The organism is Mesorhizobium sp. ORM8.1, assembly GCF_053005525.2.
Genome location: NZ_CM132600.1, coordinates 5,765,699 through 5,781,077, shown reverse-complemented (window position 1 = coordinate 5,781,077; position 15,379 = coordinate 5,765,699). Strand labels below are relative to the sequence as shown.

General features: G+C 63.5%; 12 protein-coding genes and 3 pseudogenes. 7 read left to right on the top strand and 8 right to left on the bottom strand.

Annotated features, from left to right (window positions below; genetic code table 11):
• Positions 1-29: 29 nt before the first annotated feature.
• Positions 30-1,974 (bottom strand): annotated as a pseudogene (dnaG, locus tag ACVDG8_RS28965) (DNA primase).
• 138 nt (positions 1,975-2,112) lie between these two features.
• Positions 2,113-2,493 carry an RcnB family protein gene (locus ACVDG8_RS28960; RefSeq protein WP_447251507.1) on the bottom strand — a complete coding sequence of 127 codons (381 nt, stop codon included), beginning with the start codon at positions 2,491-2,493 and terminating at the stop codon, positions 2,113-2,115.
• 85 nt (positions 2,494-2,578) lie between these two features.
• Here ACVDG8_RS28960 and ACVDG8_RS28955 point away from each other — a divergent pair, with 85 nt between their 5' ends.
• The 4 genes and pseudogenes from ACVDG8_RS28955 (at position 2,579) to ACVDG8_RS28940 (ending at position 6,115) form a co-directional block, all read left to right on the top strand.
• Positions 2,579-2,860 carry a hypothetical protein gene (locus ACVDG8_RS28955; RefSeq protein ID WP_447251506.1) on the top strand — a complete coding sequence of 94 codons (282 nt, stop codon included), beginning with the start codon at positions 2,579-2,581 and terminating at the stop codon, positions 2,858-2,860.
• Positions 2,857-4,521, top strand: coding sequence for a Na/Pi cotransporter family protein (locus ACVDG8_RS28950; protein WP_447251505.1), 1,665 nt, complete (start codon positions 2,857-2,859; stop codon positions 4,519-4,521). The genes ACVDG8_RS28955 and ACVDG8_RS28950 overlap by 4 nt, the downstream gene beginning before the upstream one ends.
• 100 nt (positions 4,522-4,621) lie before the next feature.
• Entirely contained in the window at positions 4,622-4,831 is a 210-nt protein-coding gene (locus tag ACVDG8_RS28945; protein WP_447251504.1) for a DUF2061 domain-containing protein, read from the top strand.
• 103 nt (positions 4,832-4,934) lie between these two features.
• Positions 4,935-6,115: pseudogene (locus ACVDG8_RS28940) on the top strand (MFS transporter).
• A gap of 2 nt (positions 6,116-6,117) precedes the next feature.
• Here ACVDG8_RS28940 and ACVDG8_RS28935 read toward each other — a convergent pair.
• Positions 6,118-6,675: a GNAT family N-acetyltransferase gene (locus tag ACVDG8_RS28935; protein WP_447251502.1), complete on the bottom strand. Its 558-nt coding sequence runs from the start codon at positions 6,673-6,675 to the stop codon at positions 6,118-6,120.
• 210 nt (positions 6,676-6,885) lie between these two features.
• Here ACVDG8_RS28935 and ACVDG8_RS28930 point away from each other — a divergent pair.
• A pseudogene (locus ACVDG8_RS28930) lies at positions 6,886-7,880 on the top strand (hypothetical protein).
• 3 nt (positions 7,881-7,883) lie between these two features.
• Here ACVDG8_RS28930 and ACVDG8_RS28925 read toward each other — a convergent pair.
• On the bottom strand, positions 7,884-8,333 hold the full coding sequence (locus ACVDG8_RS28925) for a GatB/YqeY domain-containing protein (protein WP_447251500.1): 450 nt from the start codon (positions 8,331-8,333) through the stop codon (positions 7,884-7,886).
• Between the two features lie 263 nt (positions 8,334-8,596).
• On the opposite strand from ACVDG8_RS28925, the gene carA reads away from it, so the two are divergent.
• Positions 8,597-9,802, top strand: coding sequence for a glutamine-hydrolyzing carbamoyl-phosphate synthase small subunit (gene carA / locus ACVDG8_RS28920; protein WP_447251499.1), 1,206 nt, complete (start codon positions 8,597-8,599; stop codon positions 9,800-9,802).
• Between the two features lie 101 nt (positions 9,803-9,903).
• Here carA and ACVDG8_RS28915 read toward each other — a convergent pair whose 3' ends face one another.
• From ACVDG8_RS28915 to mntR, 4 genes are all read right to left on the bottom strand, one after another.
• The gene (locus tag ACVDG8_RS28915; protein WP_447251498.1) at positions 9,904-10,824 is read right to left on the bottom strand and encodes an aldo/keto reductase; all 921 of its coding nucleotides are present in this window, start codon (positions 10,822-10,824) and stop codon (positions 9,904-9,906) included.
• Entirely contained in the window at positions 10,821-12,086 is a 1,266-nt protein-coding gene (locus ACVDG8_RS28910) for a TCR/Tet family MFS transporter (RefSeq protein ID WP_455707326.1), read from the bottom strand. The genes ACVDG8_RS28915 and ACVDG8_RS28910 overlap by 4 nt, the downstream gene beginning before the upstream one ends.
• 165 nt (positions 12,087-12,251) lie before the next feature.
• The gene (gene ypfJ, locus ACVDG8_RS28905; protein ID WP_447251496.1) at positions 12,252-13,175 is read right to left on the bottom strand and encodes a KPN_02809 family neutral zinc metallopeptidase; all 924 of its coding nucleotides are present in this window, start codon (positions 13,173-13,175) and stop codon (positions 12,252-12,254) included.
• A 132-nt stretch (positions 13,176-13,307) separates the two neighbouring features.
• Positions 13,308-13,757 (bottom strand): manganese-binding transcriptional regulator MntR, encoded by a 450-nt coding sequence (gene mntR, locus ACVDG8_RS28900; RefSeq protein ID WP_447251495.1) that lies wholly within the window; start codon positions 13,755-13,757, stop codon positions 13,308-13,310.
• A gap of 235 nt (positions 13,758-13,992) precedes the next feature.
• Here mntR and ACVDG8_RS28895 point away from each other — a divergent pair, with 235 nt between their 5' ends.
• On the top strand, positions 13,993-15,357 hold the full coding sequence (locus ACVDG8_RS28895) for an Nramp family divalent metal transporter (protein ID WP_447251494.1): 1,365 nt from the start codon (positions 13,993-13,995) through the stop codon (positions 15,355-15,357).
• Positions 15,358-15,379 lie beyond the last annotated feature (22 nt).

The window sequence follows — 15,379 nt, the reverse complement described above, 5'->3', positions numbered from 1 at the left end:
TCCACTTCGCTTCCAATGGCAATGCCGGCCTAGACTCGACCAACCCTGCCCGAGGACACGCCGAACCCTTCGATCAGCGCTTCCGTTGCCTGCACATCTTTGAATTGCGCTTGAATCTCGACGAGATGCCGGAAGTTTTCATCCGAAGGGTCTGCATCGAGCGCCGCCTGCGCCTGTTTCAGCTCTCTATGTAAGGTGCGGGCGCTGCGCTGCAAGTGCAGCGCCTGGTTGAAGGCGTCGCGGGCATCGTCAAGTGCTGCCGTTTCCAACGCCGGCCATTGCCGCGCGCGCTTGATCAGCTCCACCGCCCGTTCCCAGATGCCGCCGCAGCCAGCCCGCTCGATGGTCGCGATGACCGAGGCGCGCTCGTTGGCCGCGTCGTGCGCCATCGCGTCGAGGATGGCGGCATGCAATCGCCCCAGATCCGAGTTGGCAAGATCGAGGAATTCGACATGGGCGAAATTCTCGTCGATCAGCGCCGGATGGTTGACCAGCGCCACGATGATCGTTGCTTCGCGCACGGACATCCCCTCGCCGCCGCGCTTGACCAACGCCGACTGGCCGAGGCTTTCGCTGATCGCCAGTCGGCCGCTGCCAGCCTTGGCGAACTGCCCACCGGGCGCTGGCTTGCCCTTGCCGCGCTCACCTTGTCGGCCGCCATCCTGGCGGCCCTGCCCGGCGCCGCGCTGGGAACCGAAGAAGCTCAGCTCCCGTTCGCGCATTGCCTGCTGGTAGTGATAGCGCGTGCTTTCGTCGCGGATGCGACTGGTCAACTCGCGCAGCGTCTTTCCCAGCTCCGCCCGCCGCTCCGGCGTGTCGAAGACGCCGCCGGCGGTTTCGCGCATCCACAACAAATCGACCAGCGGCCGCGCATCGGCAAGCACGGCACGGAACGCATCCGGCCCTTCGGCCTTGACCAGATCATCAGGGTCCTTGCCTTCCGGCAGCAGCGCAAAACGCGCCGAGCGCCCGGCCTGCACCGAAGGCAGTGCCAGATCCGCGGCCCGCCATGCCGCTTTCAGCCCGGCCTTGTCGCCGTCGAAGCACAGCATCGGCTCGGGCGCCATGCGCCAAAGCAATTCCAACTGGTTTTCGGTGAGCGCGGTGCCGAGCGGCGCCACTACATTCTCGAAGCCGGCCTGCGCCAACGCGATGACGTCCATATAGCCTTCGACGGCAATCACCGTGCCGCCTTTTGCCAAGGCTTTGCGGGCGCGGGCGAAATTATAGAGCACGTTGCCCTTGTGAAAGAGTTCGGTGTCGGGCGAGTTCATGTATTTGGCCAGCGCATCGGGGGCCAGCGCGCGGCCGCCAAAGGCGATGATCTTGCCGCGCGAGATCCGGGATCGGAAACATGATGCGGTCGCGGAACCAGTCGTAGGAGACCGGGATGTCGTCGCCATGCCGGACCAGACCGCAGGCCTCGATGTCGGCCTTCGGCACGCCCTTGGCGGCAAGATGTTCCTTGAGCGCGTTACGGCTGTCGGGCGCGTAGCCCAGCCGGAACGACTGCTGCGTTGCCGGCGTCAGTCCGCGGTCGCGCAGATAGGCGCGGGCCTTGGCGCCCTCTGGCCCTTGCAAGCGCTCCTGGAAGAAGGCGGTTGCCATCTCCATGACGTCGGTCAGGCTGGCGCGTTCCTTCTCGCGCCGTTCCTCCCGCTCGTCGCGCACCGGCATCGGTACGCCGGCCATGTCGGCGATCTTCTCGACCGCCTCGGGAAAGCTCATGCCGTCGAGTTCGGTGAGGAACTTGAAATGGTCGCCCGACACATCGCAGCCGAAGCAGTGGTAGCGGCCCTTCTTGTCCTCGCAATGGAAAGACGGGCTCTTCTCGCCATGGAACGGGCAGCAGGCCCAATAGTCGCCGCGCGAGGCGTTGGTCTTCTTGCGATCCCACGCGACGCGCTGACCAATGACCGATGAAATCGGCACGCGGTCGCGGATCTCGTCGAGGAAGGTGGGCGGAAAGCGCATCGGGAAAGCTCGTTTGGCCTCCATATAATCATGCCGCTCGGGCGCGACGACTCTTAAAGGAAACGATACCCGCTTTTCACAGACAAAAAGAAGGCGGCCGAGCGGCCGCCTTCTCCTGGATTCCAGATTGTCGCCGGCTTACTGCGCGGCGATCGCGCCGAAGATGATGCCGGAGAGGATGCTGACCAGCACATAATCATTGCCGACGCGGATCCATTCCTGGCCGGGGCCGGGCCGGCGCAGGCCATGACGGTTCCAGTCGCGAACCGCCTGGTGGCGCTTCCAGTCGGAATAGCGCTGGCCGTTGCGCCAATTGTTGCGCCGGTTATCGCGCTTGACGATGACCTTCTTCTTGACGACGCGCTTCTTCATGTCCCGATGCGTGCCGGGTTTCTGCCAGTCGACCTGGGTGTAATTCGACTTCGGCGCGCTCGGCTGGGCAAGCGGCGCGGCCTGGCCCGAAAAGGCCGAGGCGGCCAGCAACGAGGCGGTGACGGCGGAAAGTATGAGACGCTTCATGGTCGGTGCTCCTTGGTTGTCGATAGCCAGGGGAATAGCCGCCAGGGGATGAACTGAAACTGAACAAGCGCATTACAATTCTGTAATGGATTCCGATACTTGCGCGGGCTCTTTTCACCTTGCCTTCAGATCGCGCCTGACGATCGCCCGGCACCGGGACATCATGACGCCGGGCGTCGCCCCATGGCGCACGCAACCAATGCGCCTTGCATTCATTTCCGACATGCACCGTCGAGCGCAGACGATCATCACATCAGAAAAATCTATTATCCGGCTAATGTTAATTGGTATATTTCCGCATATTGAAATGACAGAGATTCGCACCCCCTTTCTTGCCGTCGAGGCCGCCTTGCGAGGCCGGCCGTGAGCGGCTCCGTCGTCCTGCTGCACCTTGCCGGCGCGGTGGCGCTGATGCTGTTTGCCACCCGCATGGTCAAAACCGGCGTCGAGCGCGCCTATGGCGACGTGCTGCGCCACAAGCTGCGCGCCACCATGCGCAATCCGATCATGGCGGTGCTCGCCGGCACTGGCCTGGCCATCGCATTGCAGAGCTCCACGGCGGTTACCTTGCTGGTCGGGTCGTTCGCCGGTTCCGGCATCGTCTCGGGCGCCGCCGGCCAGTTGGCCGTGCGCGGCGCCGAAATCGGCTCGGCGCTGGTGGTCAAGCTCTTGACCTTCGATCTCACCTTGCTGGTGCCGCTTTGCCTGATCACCGGCACGGTGATGTTCATGGCCACCGAGCGCCGCGACTGGCGCCAGACCGGCCGCATCCTGGTCGGCATCGGCCTTTTGATCCTGTCGCTGGAAATGATCGGTCAGGCCTCCGAGCCGCTGCGCAACAGCCAGCTCATGCCCGTGATCATCAATTACTTCTCCAGCGATTCCATCACCGCTTACCTGCTGGCGGCGCTGATCACCTGGCTGTTCCAGTCGAGCATCGCGGCTGTCCTTTTGATGGCAACGCTCGCCGGTCGCGGCCTGATCAGCCCGGAACTCGGCGTGGTCCTCATCCTCGGCGTCAATCTGGGTTCCTCGATCATCGCGCCGATGCTTACCCGCTCGGCCGGACCCGCTGTGCGCGTGGTCCCGATCGGCAATCTCCTGATGCGCGGGCTGGGCTCGCTGGTCATGCTGATCTTGTTCATGATCGTGCGGCCGCATGTCAGCTTCCTCGGCGCGACGGCCGCCGATCAGATCGTCAACGCCCATATCCTGTTCAACGTCATCATCCTGCTCGCCGGCCTGCCGCTGGCCGGTTTCGTCTACCGTGCTTCGGAAAAGATCGTGGCGCTCGGCGCCAAGACGGAGCCGGCGGCCGCACTCGACATCGTGGAACTGTCGGCGCTGAACGAAAGCGCGCTCGATGTGCCGAGCCAGGCGCTGGCCAACGCAACCCGAGAGGTGGTGCGGGTGTGCGAGACGGTCGAGATCATGCTGAAGCGCATCATCGAGCTCTACGAGGACGCCGATAGCGCCAAGATCAAGGCGCTGGCTGCCCTCGACGACCGCGTCGACCGCAAGCATGCGGCCATAAAGCTCTATCTGGCCAAGGTCACCAAGAACCCGCTGACCGAGGACGAGGCACTGCGCTGCCAGGAACTGATCGGCGCCTGCGTCAAGCTCGAACAGGTCGGCGACATCATCGTGCGCAACATGCTGGTGCATGTGAAGAAGAAGTTCGACCGCGGGCTGGAGTTCACCGACGAGGGCTGGAGCGAATTGTGCGCCTTCCACAGCTCGGTGCTGGCCAATGCACGACTTGCCTTCAATGTCCTGGTCTCGCGGGATCCCGAAACCGCTTGCCAACTGGTGCTGGAAAAGGACCGGCTGCGCGATCGCGAGAAGGAAACCAGCGCCAGCCATTTCGTACGCCTGCGCGATGGCACCGCCAAAAGCGTCGAAACCAGTTCGATCCATCTCGACACCATTCGCGACCTGAAGCAGATCAATTCGTTGCTGGCATCGATGGCCTATCCCGTCCTGGAAGAGCGCGGCCTGCTCGGCGGCTCGCGGCTGAAGGCAAGCTAGGCATCAATCAGGACGGGCGACCACCCAAATTAGTCTTTGCGCATCCTCGCTTCCGTCGGCTATGGATCGCGTAAAGACCTGCTGGGAGGACGATCGGTCGATGGATACCCATTCGCGCAGCTTCGCCAAGGCGCTTTCCTGGCGCGTCACTGGCACGATCGACACGATGATCATCTCGCTGGTAGTGACCGGCAGCATCAAGCTGGCCGCCGCCATCGGCGCCACCGAAGTCGTCACCAAATCGCTGCTTTACTATCTGCATGAGCGCGCCTGGCTGAAGATCCCTTACGGACGCAGGACGGCCACGTAAGGCCATCGCTCAAGAAAAGCTAAAGCGGCATCGACAATTTCTGCATTGCCGATCGCGGCCAGGCGTGGTTTGAGGCGGGCATTCCTCTCGGTCTTTTTGACTCATGCTGCCGCTGATTGCCCTCTTCCTTGCCGCCTTCGCTTTCGGCACCACAGAGTTCGTCATCGCCGGCGTTCTGCCGGAGGTAGCGCAAGGCCTTGACGTTTCAGTGCCGACCGCCGGCTACCTCGTTTCCGGCTATGCCTGCGGCATCGCGATCGGCGGGCCGCTTCTGGCGCTCGCCACCAGCAAGGTCTCGCGAAAAACCTTGCTGCTCGGCCTTGCGGTTGCTTTCACCCTTGGACAGGCAGCCTGTGCGCTGGCGCCCGATTTCACCTCGATGCTACTGCTGCGTGTCGCGATTGCCGTTGCGCATGGATGCTATTTCGGCGTCGCCATGGTTGTTGCCGTCAGCCTGGTGCGCGAGGACCAGCGCGGCCGCGCGGTGGCTGTCATCCTGTCAGGCCTCACCGTCTCCAACATCATCGGCGTGCCCGCCGGCACCGCGATCGGTGCCCTTGGGGCTGGCGCGCGACCTTCTGGGTGATGGGTGGGCTGGGCATCGTCGCCATCGTCGCCATGCTTTCGCTGTTGCCACGCACCGCCGGCGCCACCAGTCGGCCCGCCGGGCTGGCGCGCGAGGTGCGCGTGCTGGGACGCCAGCAGGTCTGGACGTCGCTTATCCTTATGCTGATGCTGATGATCGGCCAGTTCGGGCTCTTCACCTACATCACGCCGACATTGCTGGAAGTCACCGGCCTCGACGAGAGCCTGATCCCCTGGGTGCTGCTGCTCAACGGCGTCGGCGCCACGATCGGCGTTTTTGCCGGCGGCAAGCTCTCCGACTGGAAGCTGATGCCGTCCTTGATCACCATGCTTGCCCTGCAGGCGGTGATGCTGGCCGTCATCTATACCGTCGCTCCCTATCCGGTGCCGATGATCGCGGCCATCGTCATCTGGGGCGGCCTCAACTTCGCCATCGGCGCGCCGATCCAGACCCGCATCCTGACCTGGACGGCGGACGCCTCGAACCTCGCTTCGTCGCTGATCCCGTCCGGCTTCAATGTCGGCATCGCGTTGGCCGCCTCGCTGGGCGCGGCAATGCTCAACGCCGGCCTCGGCTACCGCAGCCTGCCGCTGGCCGGCGTGATCGCCATGCTGGTGGCGGTCGTGGTGGCCGTCGCCTCGCAAGCCTGGGAATGGCGCAGCCGCGCGATGCCGCCGATGCCGGCGGCGGCGGAATAACGCTATAGATCGATCCGGAACAGCAAACTCTCCGCGCCACCATAGGCCGCGATCTTGGCGAACCGCCCGACCGGCCTGCCACCATTGGCAAGCACCACCTTTTGCGAGGCGGGATTGTCGAGATCGGTGGTTAGCTCGACATAGTCGAGACCGACCGTTCTCGCCTCCGCCAGCATCAGTCGCAATGCCTCGGTGGCATAGCCGCGGCCCCGTTTCCACGGCACCACCGCATAGCCGATATGGCCAAGCACGTGCGCCGGCAATTCCGACGTACCTCTCTGCCAGCGCAACCCGATCGAGCCGGCGGCCTCGCCGTCCCAGATCCAGCGCCGGAAGCTCGGCAGCCGCGCAACCTTGGTGCCGTCGGGCAAGGCGATTGGCGGCCCTTTCGCTTCTGGATCGTCAAGGCCGGCGAGGAAGGCGACCGGGTCCTCTTCGATCGCCGCAAGCTGCTCGCGCGTCGCTTCGAGAAGCCGCACATTGTCGGGCGACCAGCCGCTTTCCAGCGCGGCTTTGTAGGACGGCAAATGTCGGAGCGCGGGCTTGACGATCTCGATCATGGTTTTCCCTTGGCGAGACCAGCGGACATAGCCGCCGCAAGGATGGCACACAAGCCGGTGTTGCCAGGCAGCGTCGCGTCCCACTCTCCAAAAGACGTTGCTAAACTAGAAGTGTTTCGCCGGTGGATGCGAGGCCTTCTATAATCTATGGGTGATTCATGGCGGGTGATTCATGGCGCCAGACAACGCTTCGACAGGAGGGGCAAACCGGTGCGGCTGAAATCTGTTCCTTTGGGCGCGGCCATCTTTTGTCTTATCGCCGGGCTGGCGGTCCTGACGGTTTCCGTCAGCTCGTTCGCCGCGTTGCGGCCATCGAGCATGCCGGACTGGCTGCAGCGCCATGTCGGCGATGGCGCAGGCCAGATTTCACAAGTCGTGCTGGAGCGGGCGCGCGCGCTCTACCAGAAGAAAGTGAGCGAGGGCTCGGTCAAGAATCCCTGCTATTTCGCCATGGATGCGACACGTCCCGGCGACCTCGGCAACAGCGTGCTTGGCCAGCGTTACTACATCGTGTGCGAAGCCAAGCAGGTCTTCCGCGCGGTCTCCTCGGGCCATGGCGGCGGCCGCAACCTGAAAGGCGTCGCCGATTTCTCCAATGGCAGGCGCTGCGCCAAGAACTTCGGCAATGCGATGGATTCCGAGCTGACCGCGGGCGGCGCCTATATGACCGCCGAGTTAAAAACCTCGTTCAAGGGCTATTATCACGTCGGCGCACAGGATGCGGTGTTCATGCGCACCTTCATCCAGTTCGACGGTGAAGGCGAAGCGGCGAACGCCAGGCAGCGCGTGATCGGCGGGCATCCGGCGGCCATCTTGAAGGGCGTGTGCATGCGCAAGAGCCCGCAAAGCTCTTACGCCGACCATGACGGCTTGGTGCCGTTCGGCAAGCTGGTGGATTATGCCGGCGGTCGCAGCAATGGCTGCACCAGTTGGTCGCCCGCCGATGCCGAGCAGATCATCCCGATGGTCAAGAACAACCCGACGACGCTCTACATCTACCCGGGTCGCGCGATATCGCCGCCGTCGCGCGCGCCAAGGCCGCAGGCCAGTCGCTGTCAGGCGCAGGCCTCTATTGGAATGCGTCGTGCCTGAGCGAAATCGGCGCCCCGAAATTCTGGCCGAAAAAGACGCTGGAGCCGATCATCGCGCAATACAAGAAGGATCATCCTGCACCGCCGCCGCAGCCGGTGCCGATCTGCAAATAGCCACTACTGCAGCAGCCCCTTGATGATGGCGCTTGCCTTGGCGAAGTCCATCTGTCCGGCATATTTCTGCTTGAGCGAGCCGATCACCTTGCCCATGTCTTTCTGACTGGCGGCACCGGTCGCCGTGATGGCTTCGCGCGCGGCGGCGGTTATTGCGGCATCGTCGAGCTGCTTCGGCAGGAATTCGAGAATGACCTCCATCTCGGCGCGCTCCTTGGCCGCCAGTTCGGGCCGCTTGCCGTCCTCGAAGGCCTTCGCCGATTCCTCGCGCTGCTTCACCATCTTGGAAAGGATCTGCAAGACTTCGTCATCGCCGGCCGGCGGTTTGCCAGCGCCACGATTGACGATGTCGCGGTCATGGATGGCGGCCTGGATCAGCCGCAGCGTCGGCAGGCGCTGTTTATCCTGCGCCTTCATCGCGCTCTTCATGGATTCGGCGATTTTCTCGCGCATCGTGTTTCTCCTTCGAAATGCGGCGGACAATAGCTTTGCCCGCCGCGTGACGCAAACTCCGACAAAGCGCTGATTTTGCTGGACGAAAGCAAATCAGCTGTGGCTTGAGGCCACCGCATTGACCGCCTCGGCGCCTTCCCCTATGTACTCGGTCCTGCATAAGACAATGAAACCGACGCGTGGGAGCTGAAAAATCCGGCTCGCCCGCCTTGCCGCGCAAACGGTCCTGCGGACCGCTTGAAGCGCCTGACAGGAGTGCCGCCATGGCCACGACCACCGCCCCCTGGGCCACCGAAAAGCCGACCGCCCTTCTGGTGCTCGCCGACGGCACGGTGATCGAAGGCCGCGGCCTCGGCGCTACGGGATCGGCGGTGGCGGAAGTGTGCTTCAACACAGCGCTTACCGGTTACGAGGAAATCCTCACCGACCCTTCCTATGCCGGCCAGATCGTCACCTTCACCTTCCCGCATATCGGCAATGTCGGCACCAATGACGAGGACATCGAGGATCTCAATCCCGCTGCCCGCGCCGGCGCCGTCGGCGCCATCTTCAAGGCCAATGTCACCGCGCCCTCGAGTTACCGCGCCGCCGGTCACCTCGACCAATGGCTGAAGCGGCGCGGCATCGTCGCGCTGTCCGGCATCGACACCCGCGCCCTGACCGTGCTGATCCGCGAAAAGGGCATGCCGAACGCCGTCATCGCGCATGCACCGGACGGCGTCTTCGACATCGAGGACCTGAAGCGGCGGGCGGCAGCCTGGTCGGGCCTGATCGGCCTCGATCTCGCCAAGGAGGTTACCTCGGGCCAGTCCTCCGTCTGGCGCGAGACGCCCTGGGTCTGGAATGAAGGCTATGGCGAACAGGCCGAGTTGTCGATGCATGTCGTGGCCATCGACTATGGCGTGAAGCGCAACATCCTGCGCCTTCTGGCCGGCCTCGGCGCGAAAGTCACAATCGTGCCGGCCAAGACCGGCGCGGACGAAATCCTGGCCATGCGGCCGGACGGCATTTTCCTCTCCAACGGCCCCGGCGACCCGGAGGCGACCGGCGACTATGCCGTGCCGGTGATCCAGGACATCCTGAAGACCGACATCCCGGTGTTCGGCATCTGCCTCGGACATCAGATGCTGGCGCTGGCGCTCGGCGGCAAGACCGCCAAAATGCACCAGGGCCATCACGGCGCCAACCATCCGGTCAAGGATCACACCACCGGCAAGGTCGAGATCGTCTCGATGAACCACGGCTTCGCCGTCGATGCCGACTCGCTGCCGGAGGGCGTCGAAGAGACACATGTCTCGCTGTTCGACGGCTCCAATTGCGGCATCGCGCTCACCGGCCGTCCGGTGTTCTCGGTCCAGCATCATCCCGAGGCCTCGCCTGGCCCGCAGGATTCGCACTATCTGTTTCGCCGCTTCGTCAATCTGATCCGCGAGAAGCGCGGCGAGCAAGCACTGGCCGAACGGGCCTGACCAGAACGTTTCACCGTTTCACGGAAACGGCGAACCGCTCCACTTCCTTTGCTTGGACGCAATCCGGACGGAAAACCGTTACACACTTTTCCTGGAATTGCTTACGCTACCGGCCGGCCTTCGCTGGCTTCCAGGATGGCGAACCATTGCTGGCGGTCGAGGCTGATCTCCAACGCCTTGACCATACCTTCTAGCCGTTCCGGCTTCATCGTGCCCAGCACCGGTATCAACTGCGCCGGGTGGCGCAGCAGCCAGGCAATGGCGACGGCAGCCAGATCGCCGACGCCAAGCTCGGCGGCAACGGCAGCAAGTGCCGCCCGCACCTTGGCCTCGCGTCCCTCCTGGCTGGTGAACAGCGAACCTCCGCCCAGCGGCGACCAGATTATCGGCGCATAGGAAAGCCGTTGCGCGTGATCGAGGCTGCCATCGGTCAGCGGCGATGTCTTCAGCACCGACATTTCGATCTGGTTGGTGGCGAGCGCGAAGGGCAGCCGCGAGGCCAGGAGATCGAACTGCGACGGCGTGAAATTGGAAACACCGGCCGCCCTCACCTTGCCGGCCTTCACCAATGCGGCAAGGGCAGCCGCCGTCTCATCGGCATCCATCAGCGTATCCGGCCGGTGCAGCAACAGAAGGTCGAGATAATCGGTGCCGAGATTGGCGAGCGAGCGCTCGACGGATGCCGCAATATGGCCGGCGCTTGTGTCGTAGTGCTTGAGACGGTTTTGCGGCCGGTTGTTCGAGGTCAGCATGATATCGCATTTCGAGATCAGCTCGATCTCGTCGCGCTTGCCTTTCCAGCGTGCCAGTCCGGCGCCGAAGGCCGCCTCCACCTCATAGTTTCCATAGATGTCGGCGTGGTCAAAGCTGGTCAGGCCGAGGTCGACCGCCGTGCCGATGAGGCGTGCGACCTGATTGGCATCGGGAGGGACGCTTGCATCGAGCAATCGCCACGCGCCGAAAACCAGGCGCGACAGCGACAGCCCGTCGCCGGTCAAGGTGATGCGGCTGTCACGGCTCATGTTTGTGCCCCGTCTTCCGCCACCTTGGCGGTTTCGTTGCGCAACCCCGCCGGCCTGGTCACCTTGGTGACGAAGACGACCAGCGCCAGCGCAAGGAAGATGGCGCCGACCAGATAGGGCGCGCCCCCGAACACGACAGGCGCTGTCGGGCCGGTGAACCAGGAGAAGATCCCCGTATAGAGCAACGGCGTGATGATCGAGGTGATCGAGAAGATCGAGGTCATCGCGCCTTGCAACTCGCCTTGCGCCGAGGGCGGCACCTTGGCGGCCGCGAGGCTGCGCAGCGGCGGGTCGGCCAGCGCCTCGAGGCAACCGGCGACGATCACCGCATAGACCATCCAGCCTTGCGTGGCGAACGCATACCCGAAGGCGCTGAGCGCGGTGAAGGTAAGGCCGATCACCGCCGTCTTCCATTCGCCGAGCGCCGGGATGACCTTGGGCAGCACCGTCGCCATGATGATCGCGCCGCATAGGCCGAAGGCGCCGAGCGAGAAGCCGATCTGCTGCTGGTCCCAGCCATAGCGATAGGTGGAGACGAAGGACCAGACCGCCGGATACATCATGTGGCCGAGCGTCATCAGGAAGAAGACGAGCCCGATCCAGCCGATGCCCTGGTAGTTGCGCATCTGCATGAGTGTGCCGACGGGGTTCGCCCGCTTCCATTCGAAGCGGCGGCGATGCTGCTGGTCCAGGGTTTCGGGCAGGAAGACCATCGCGATCAGGAAATTGACGAAGGCAAGCCCGGCGGCAAAGTAGAAGGGTACGCGCGGCCCGAACGTGCCCAAAAGTCCGCCCAGCACCGGGCCGATGACGAAGCCGACGCCGAAGGCGATGCCGAGCAGGCCAAAATTCTTGGCCCGGTTCTCGTCATTCGAAATGTCGGCGATGAAGGCCGACGTCGTCGAGTAGCTGGCTCCCGAAATACCGGCCAGCACCCGGCCGATGAACAGCATCGGGTAGGACCAGGCGACGGCGCAGATCAAATTGTCTATCGAGAAGGTCAGCACCGAGGCAAGCAGGATCGGCCGGCGCCCGAAACGGTCGCTCAGGCCACCCATGATCGGCGCGAAGAAGAATTGCATGGCCGCATAGACGAAGAACAGCCAGCCGCCCTCGATCGCCGCCTGGCTGACGCCGACGCCGCTCAGTTCCCTGAGATAGGCCGGCAGCACCGGCATGATGATGCCGAAGCCGATGATATCCAGCAAAAGCGTGGTGAAAACGAGCGCAAGGCCCCGCCTGGCGGTCTTGGGATCGATCATGATGATAAGCTCCTCGGGCCGCCCGCCGGCAAAGGCGGGACCGACCTTATAGGCGAGGTTATCCGCAGGAACAATACGCGAACGAAGGCAACCATCTGATCCTGACATCACTTGCCAGGATCATTCGCCGCCGATCGCCGTTGCGCGAGAACCGGAAGCGCCGCCTCAGAGCGGACCGGTCATCGTGTTGCAATCGGTCAGCTTGCCGCTCTTGAAGCCACGCGCCAGCCATGTCTGCCGTTGCTGCGAGGTGCCATGGTTGAAGCTCTCCGGCACGACATAGCCCTGCATCTTCTTCTGCAGCGTGTCGTCGCCGATCTGCTTGGCGGCATTGAGCGCGCTTTCGATGTCGCCCTGCTCCAAAATACCCTTTTGCTGGGTGAAATGCGCCCACACCCCGGCGAAGCAATCGGCCTGAAGCTCGATGCGCACCGACAGCTGGTTGGCGTCGGCCTCGCTCAAGCCTTGCCGCATCTGGTTGAACTTGGCCATGATGCCGGTGAGGTTCTGCACGTGATGGCCGACCTCATGCGCGACCACATAGGCGCGCGCGAATTCGCCGGAAGCGCCGAACTGCTGGTCGAGCTGCTGGAAGAAGGTCATGTCGAGATAGACCTTGTGGTCGCCCGGGCAATAGAACGGCCCGGCCGCCGCCGAAGCGAAACCGCAGGCCGAGCGGACCTGGCCGCTGAACAGGACGAGCTTGGGATCCTCATAGGTCAACCCTTGAGATTTGAAAATGCCCGTCCAGGTGTCTTCGGTATCGGCAAGCACTGTCGCCACGAACTGCTTCATCTCGTCATTGGCGGGCGTGCCGGTGCTGTCCTGCGAGCCGCTGCTGTCGGTGATCTGGCCGCCGCCACCCGGCACCAGGCCGCCGCTGCCGTCACCCAGGATCTGCGATGGATCGAAGCCGAAATACCATCCGGCCAGCACGACCAGGATAACCAGAATGATGCTGCCGCCGCCACCGGTACGGCCACCGATGGGAAGGCGGAACTGGCCGCCGCCACCCAATCCGCCGCCGCCGCTGCTGTCGCTGCGGTCATCCTCGATGTTGTCGCTCTGACGACGGCCTCTCCAAAGCATGGCAACTCCTCACACTGCGTATGTCCTGGAGCCGGCGACTGCCCCCTTCCAGACAATTATCGCAACGGGTAGCCCGAGTCACAGAATTTTTCGCGCCCGGTGGCCCGCCAGCCGCTGAGAGCACGATGCGTATCAGCGCTGCGTCATCGCCCGGCGGAACGCGTCCAGCGTTTCGGCGCTGACATGGTGCTCGATGCCTTCGGCGTCGATGCGCGCCGTCTCGGCGCTGACGCCAAGCGAGCGCAGGAAAGCTTCCACCGTCTGATGGCGGATACGGCTTTCCTCGGCGACCTTGCGGCCGGCCTCGGTCAGGAACACGCCGCGATAGGGCTTTCTCGAAACCAGACCGTCGGCGCACAGCCGGGTCAGCATCTTGGCAACGGTCGGCTGCGCCACGCCGAGCCGCGCCGCGATGTCGACCTGGCGCGCCTCGTTACCGTCTTCGATGAGATCGGCGATCAGCTCGACATAGTCCTCGACCAGCGCGCTGCGGCGCGCTTGGCGCTGCTGCCGAAACCCTTCCGAATGGACATCGGCATCGGGCAGCGGCTCACGCGGAACTGGTCTGTTCTTCAGCGCCAATACGCGCTCCTCCTCAGGAGTTTGGCCGTTGCTGCTTTATAGCACGGGCTCTGATTCTTCAGGCCGTTTATTTGCATTCCCCCACAGGCGCAACCGGCGTTTCGAGATCGCCGCTTTCACAGGCTGTTCGCAGCGCTGGATAAAAAGCACTGACAATGAAATATAGCCTATTGCATAATGTTGAGCCATGGCATAGCTTAGGAGAACATCGCACAGTCTCGCGGAAAGCCCTTCCATGTCAGAAGTAGAAGCCACAGCCCCCAGGTCCTCATGGCGGTTCGCCAGGCGGGACGAGGACGACCTGCCCAGCCTGCGCGAAGTCAATTCCACCATCGCGGTGCCGAGCTCGGGTGTCTGGTTCCGCAGGCTGTTCGCCTTCATGGGGCCGGGCTACATGGTCTCGGTCGGCTACATGGATCCGGGCAACTGGGCGACCGATCTCGCCGGCGGCGCGCAGTTCGGCTACACGCTGCTGTTCATCATCATGCTGTCGAACCTGATGGCGATCCTGCTGCAGGCGCTGGCCGCCCGCCTCGGCATCGCCACCGGCCGCGACCTCGCCCAGGCCTGCCGCGCCTATTATCCGCGCCCGGTCAATTTGATGCTGTGGATCGCCTGTGAACTGGCGATCATCGCTTGCGACCTTGCCGAAGTGATCGGCACCGCAATCGCGCTGCAGCTGCTGTTCGGCATTCCGCTGATCGGCGGCGCCATGCTCACCGCGCTCGACGCCTTCCTCGTGCTGCTCTTGATGAACAAGGGTTTTCGCTATCTCGAAGCCTTCGTCATCGCGCTTTTGATCATCATCTTCGGCTGCTTTGCCATCCAGATCTTCGTCGCTGCTCCGCCGACCGGGACGATCCTGCATTCGATGTTCGTGCCGTCATCGGAAATCGTCACCAACCCGGCGATGCTCTACATCGCTATCGGTATCATCGGCGCCACGGTGATGCCGCACAATCTCTACCTCCACTCCTCAATCGTACAGACCCGCGCCTATGAGCGCACAGATGCGGGAAAACGCGACGCCATCAAATGGGCAACGACGGACTCCACCATCGCCCTGATGCTGGCTTTGTTCGTCAACGCCGCCATCCTGATCGTGTCGGCGGTGGCCTTCCACGGCACCGGACATCAGGACGTCGCCGAGATCGGCCAGGCCTTCGAGCTGTTGTCGCCGCTCCTGGGCTTGAGCATTGCCTCGATCCTGTTCGCCGTCGCGCTGCTTGCCTCCGGCCTGAACTCGACGGTGACCGCCACGCTTGCCGGTCAGATCGTCATGGAGGGTTTTCTACGCCTGCGCATCCCGCAATGGGCGCGACGCCTCCTGACCCGCGGCCTTGCCATTGTCCCCGTCGTGGTCGTCACCGCGCTCTATGGCGAAAAGGGCACCGGCCAGCTGCTGGTCTTCAGCCAGGTGGTGCTGTCGATGCAATTGCCCTTCGCCGTCGTCCCGCTGGTGCAGTTCGTGTCCGACAAGAAGAAGATGGGCAATCTCGCCATCCCGCGCGGTGTGGCCGCACTTGCCTGGGTGGTCGCGGCCATCATCCTGGTGCTCAATTTCAAGCTGCTCTACGACGCGATGTTCGGCGTCGGCTAAGCCGGCGCGACAAAACGGTAAT

Excerpts from the sequence above, each read along its gene's own strand:
- ACVDG8_RS28960 (WP_447251507.1), bottom strand. The coding sequence starts at position 2,493 with ATGAAGCGTCTCATACTTTCCGCCGTCACCGCCTCGTTGCTGGCCGCC.
- ACVDG8_RS28955 (WP_447251506.1), top strand. The coding sequence starts at position 2,579 with ATGGATTCCGATACTTGCGCGGGCTCTTTTCACCTTGCCTTCAGATCG.
- ACVDG8_RS28945 (WP_447251504.1), top strand. The coding sequence starts at position 4,622 with ATGGATACCCATTCGCGCAGCTTCGCCAAGGCGCTTTCCTGGCGCGTC.
- ACVDG8_RS28935 (WP_447251502.1), bottom strand. The coding sequence starts at position 6,675 with ATGATCGAGATCGTCAAGCCCGCGCTCCGACATTTGCCGTCCTACAAA.
- ACVDG8_RS28925 (WP_447251500.1), bottom strand. The coding sequence starts at position 8,333 with ATGCGCGAGAAAATCGCCGAATCCATGAAGAGCGCGATGAAGGCGCAG.
- carA (WP_447251499.1), top strand. The coding sequence starts at position 8,597 with ATGGCCACGACCACCGCCCCCTGGGCCACCGAAAAGCCGACCGCCCTT.
- ACVDG8_RS28915 (WP_447251498.1), bottom strand. The coding sequence starts at position 10,824 with ATGAGCCGTGACAGCCGCATCACCTTGACCGGCGACGGGCTGTCGCTG.
- ACVDG8_RS28910 (WP_455707326.1), bottom strand. The coding sequence starts at position 12,086 with ATGATCGATCCCAAGACCGCCAGGCGGGGCCTTGCGCTCGTTTTCACC.
- ypfJ (WP_447251496.1), bottom strand. The coding sequence starts at position 13,175 with ATGCTTTGGAGAGGCCGTCGTCAGAGCGACAACATCGAGGATGACCGC.
- ACVDG8_RS28895 (WP_447251494.1), top strand. The coding sequence starts at position 13,993 with ATGTCAGAAGTAGAAGCCACAGCCCCCAGGTCCTCATGGCGGTTCGCC.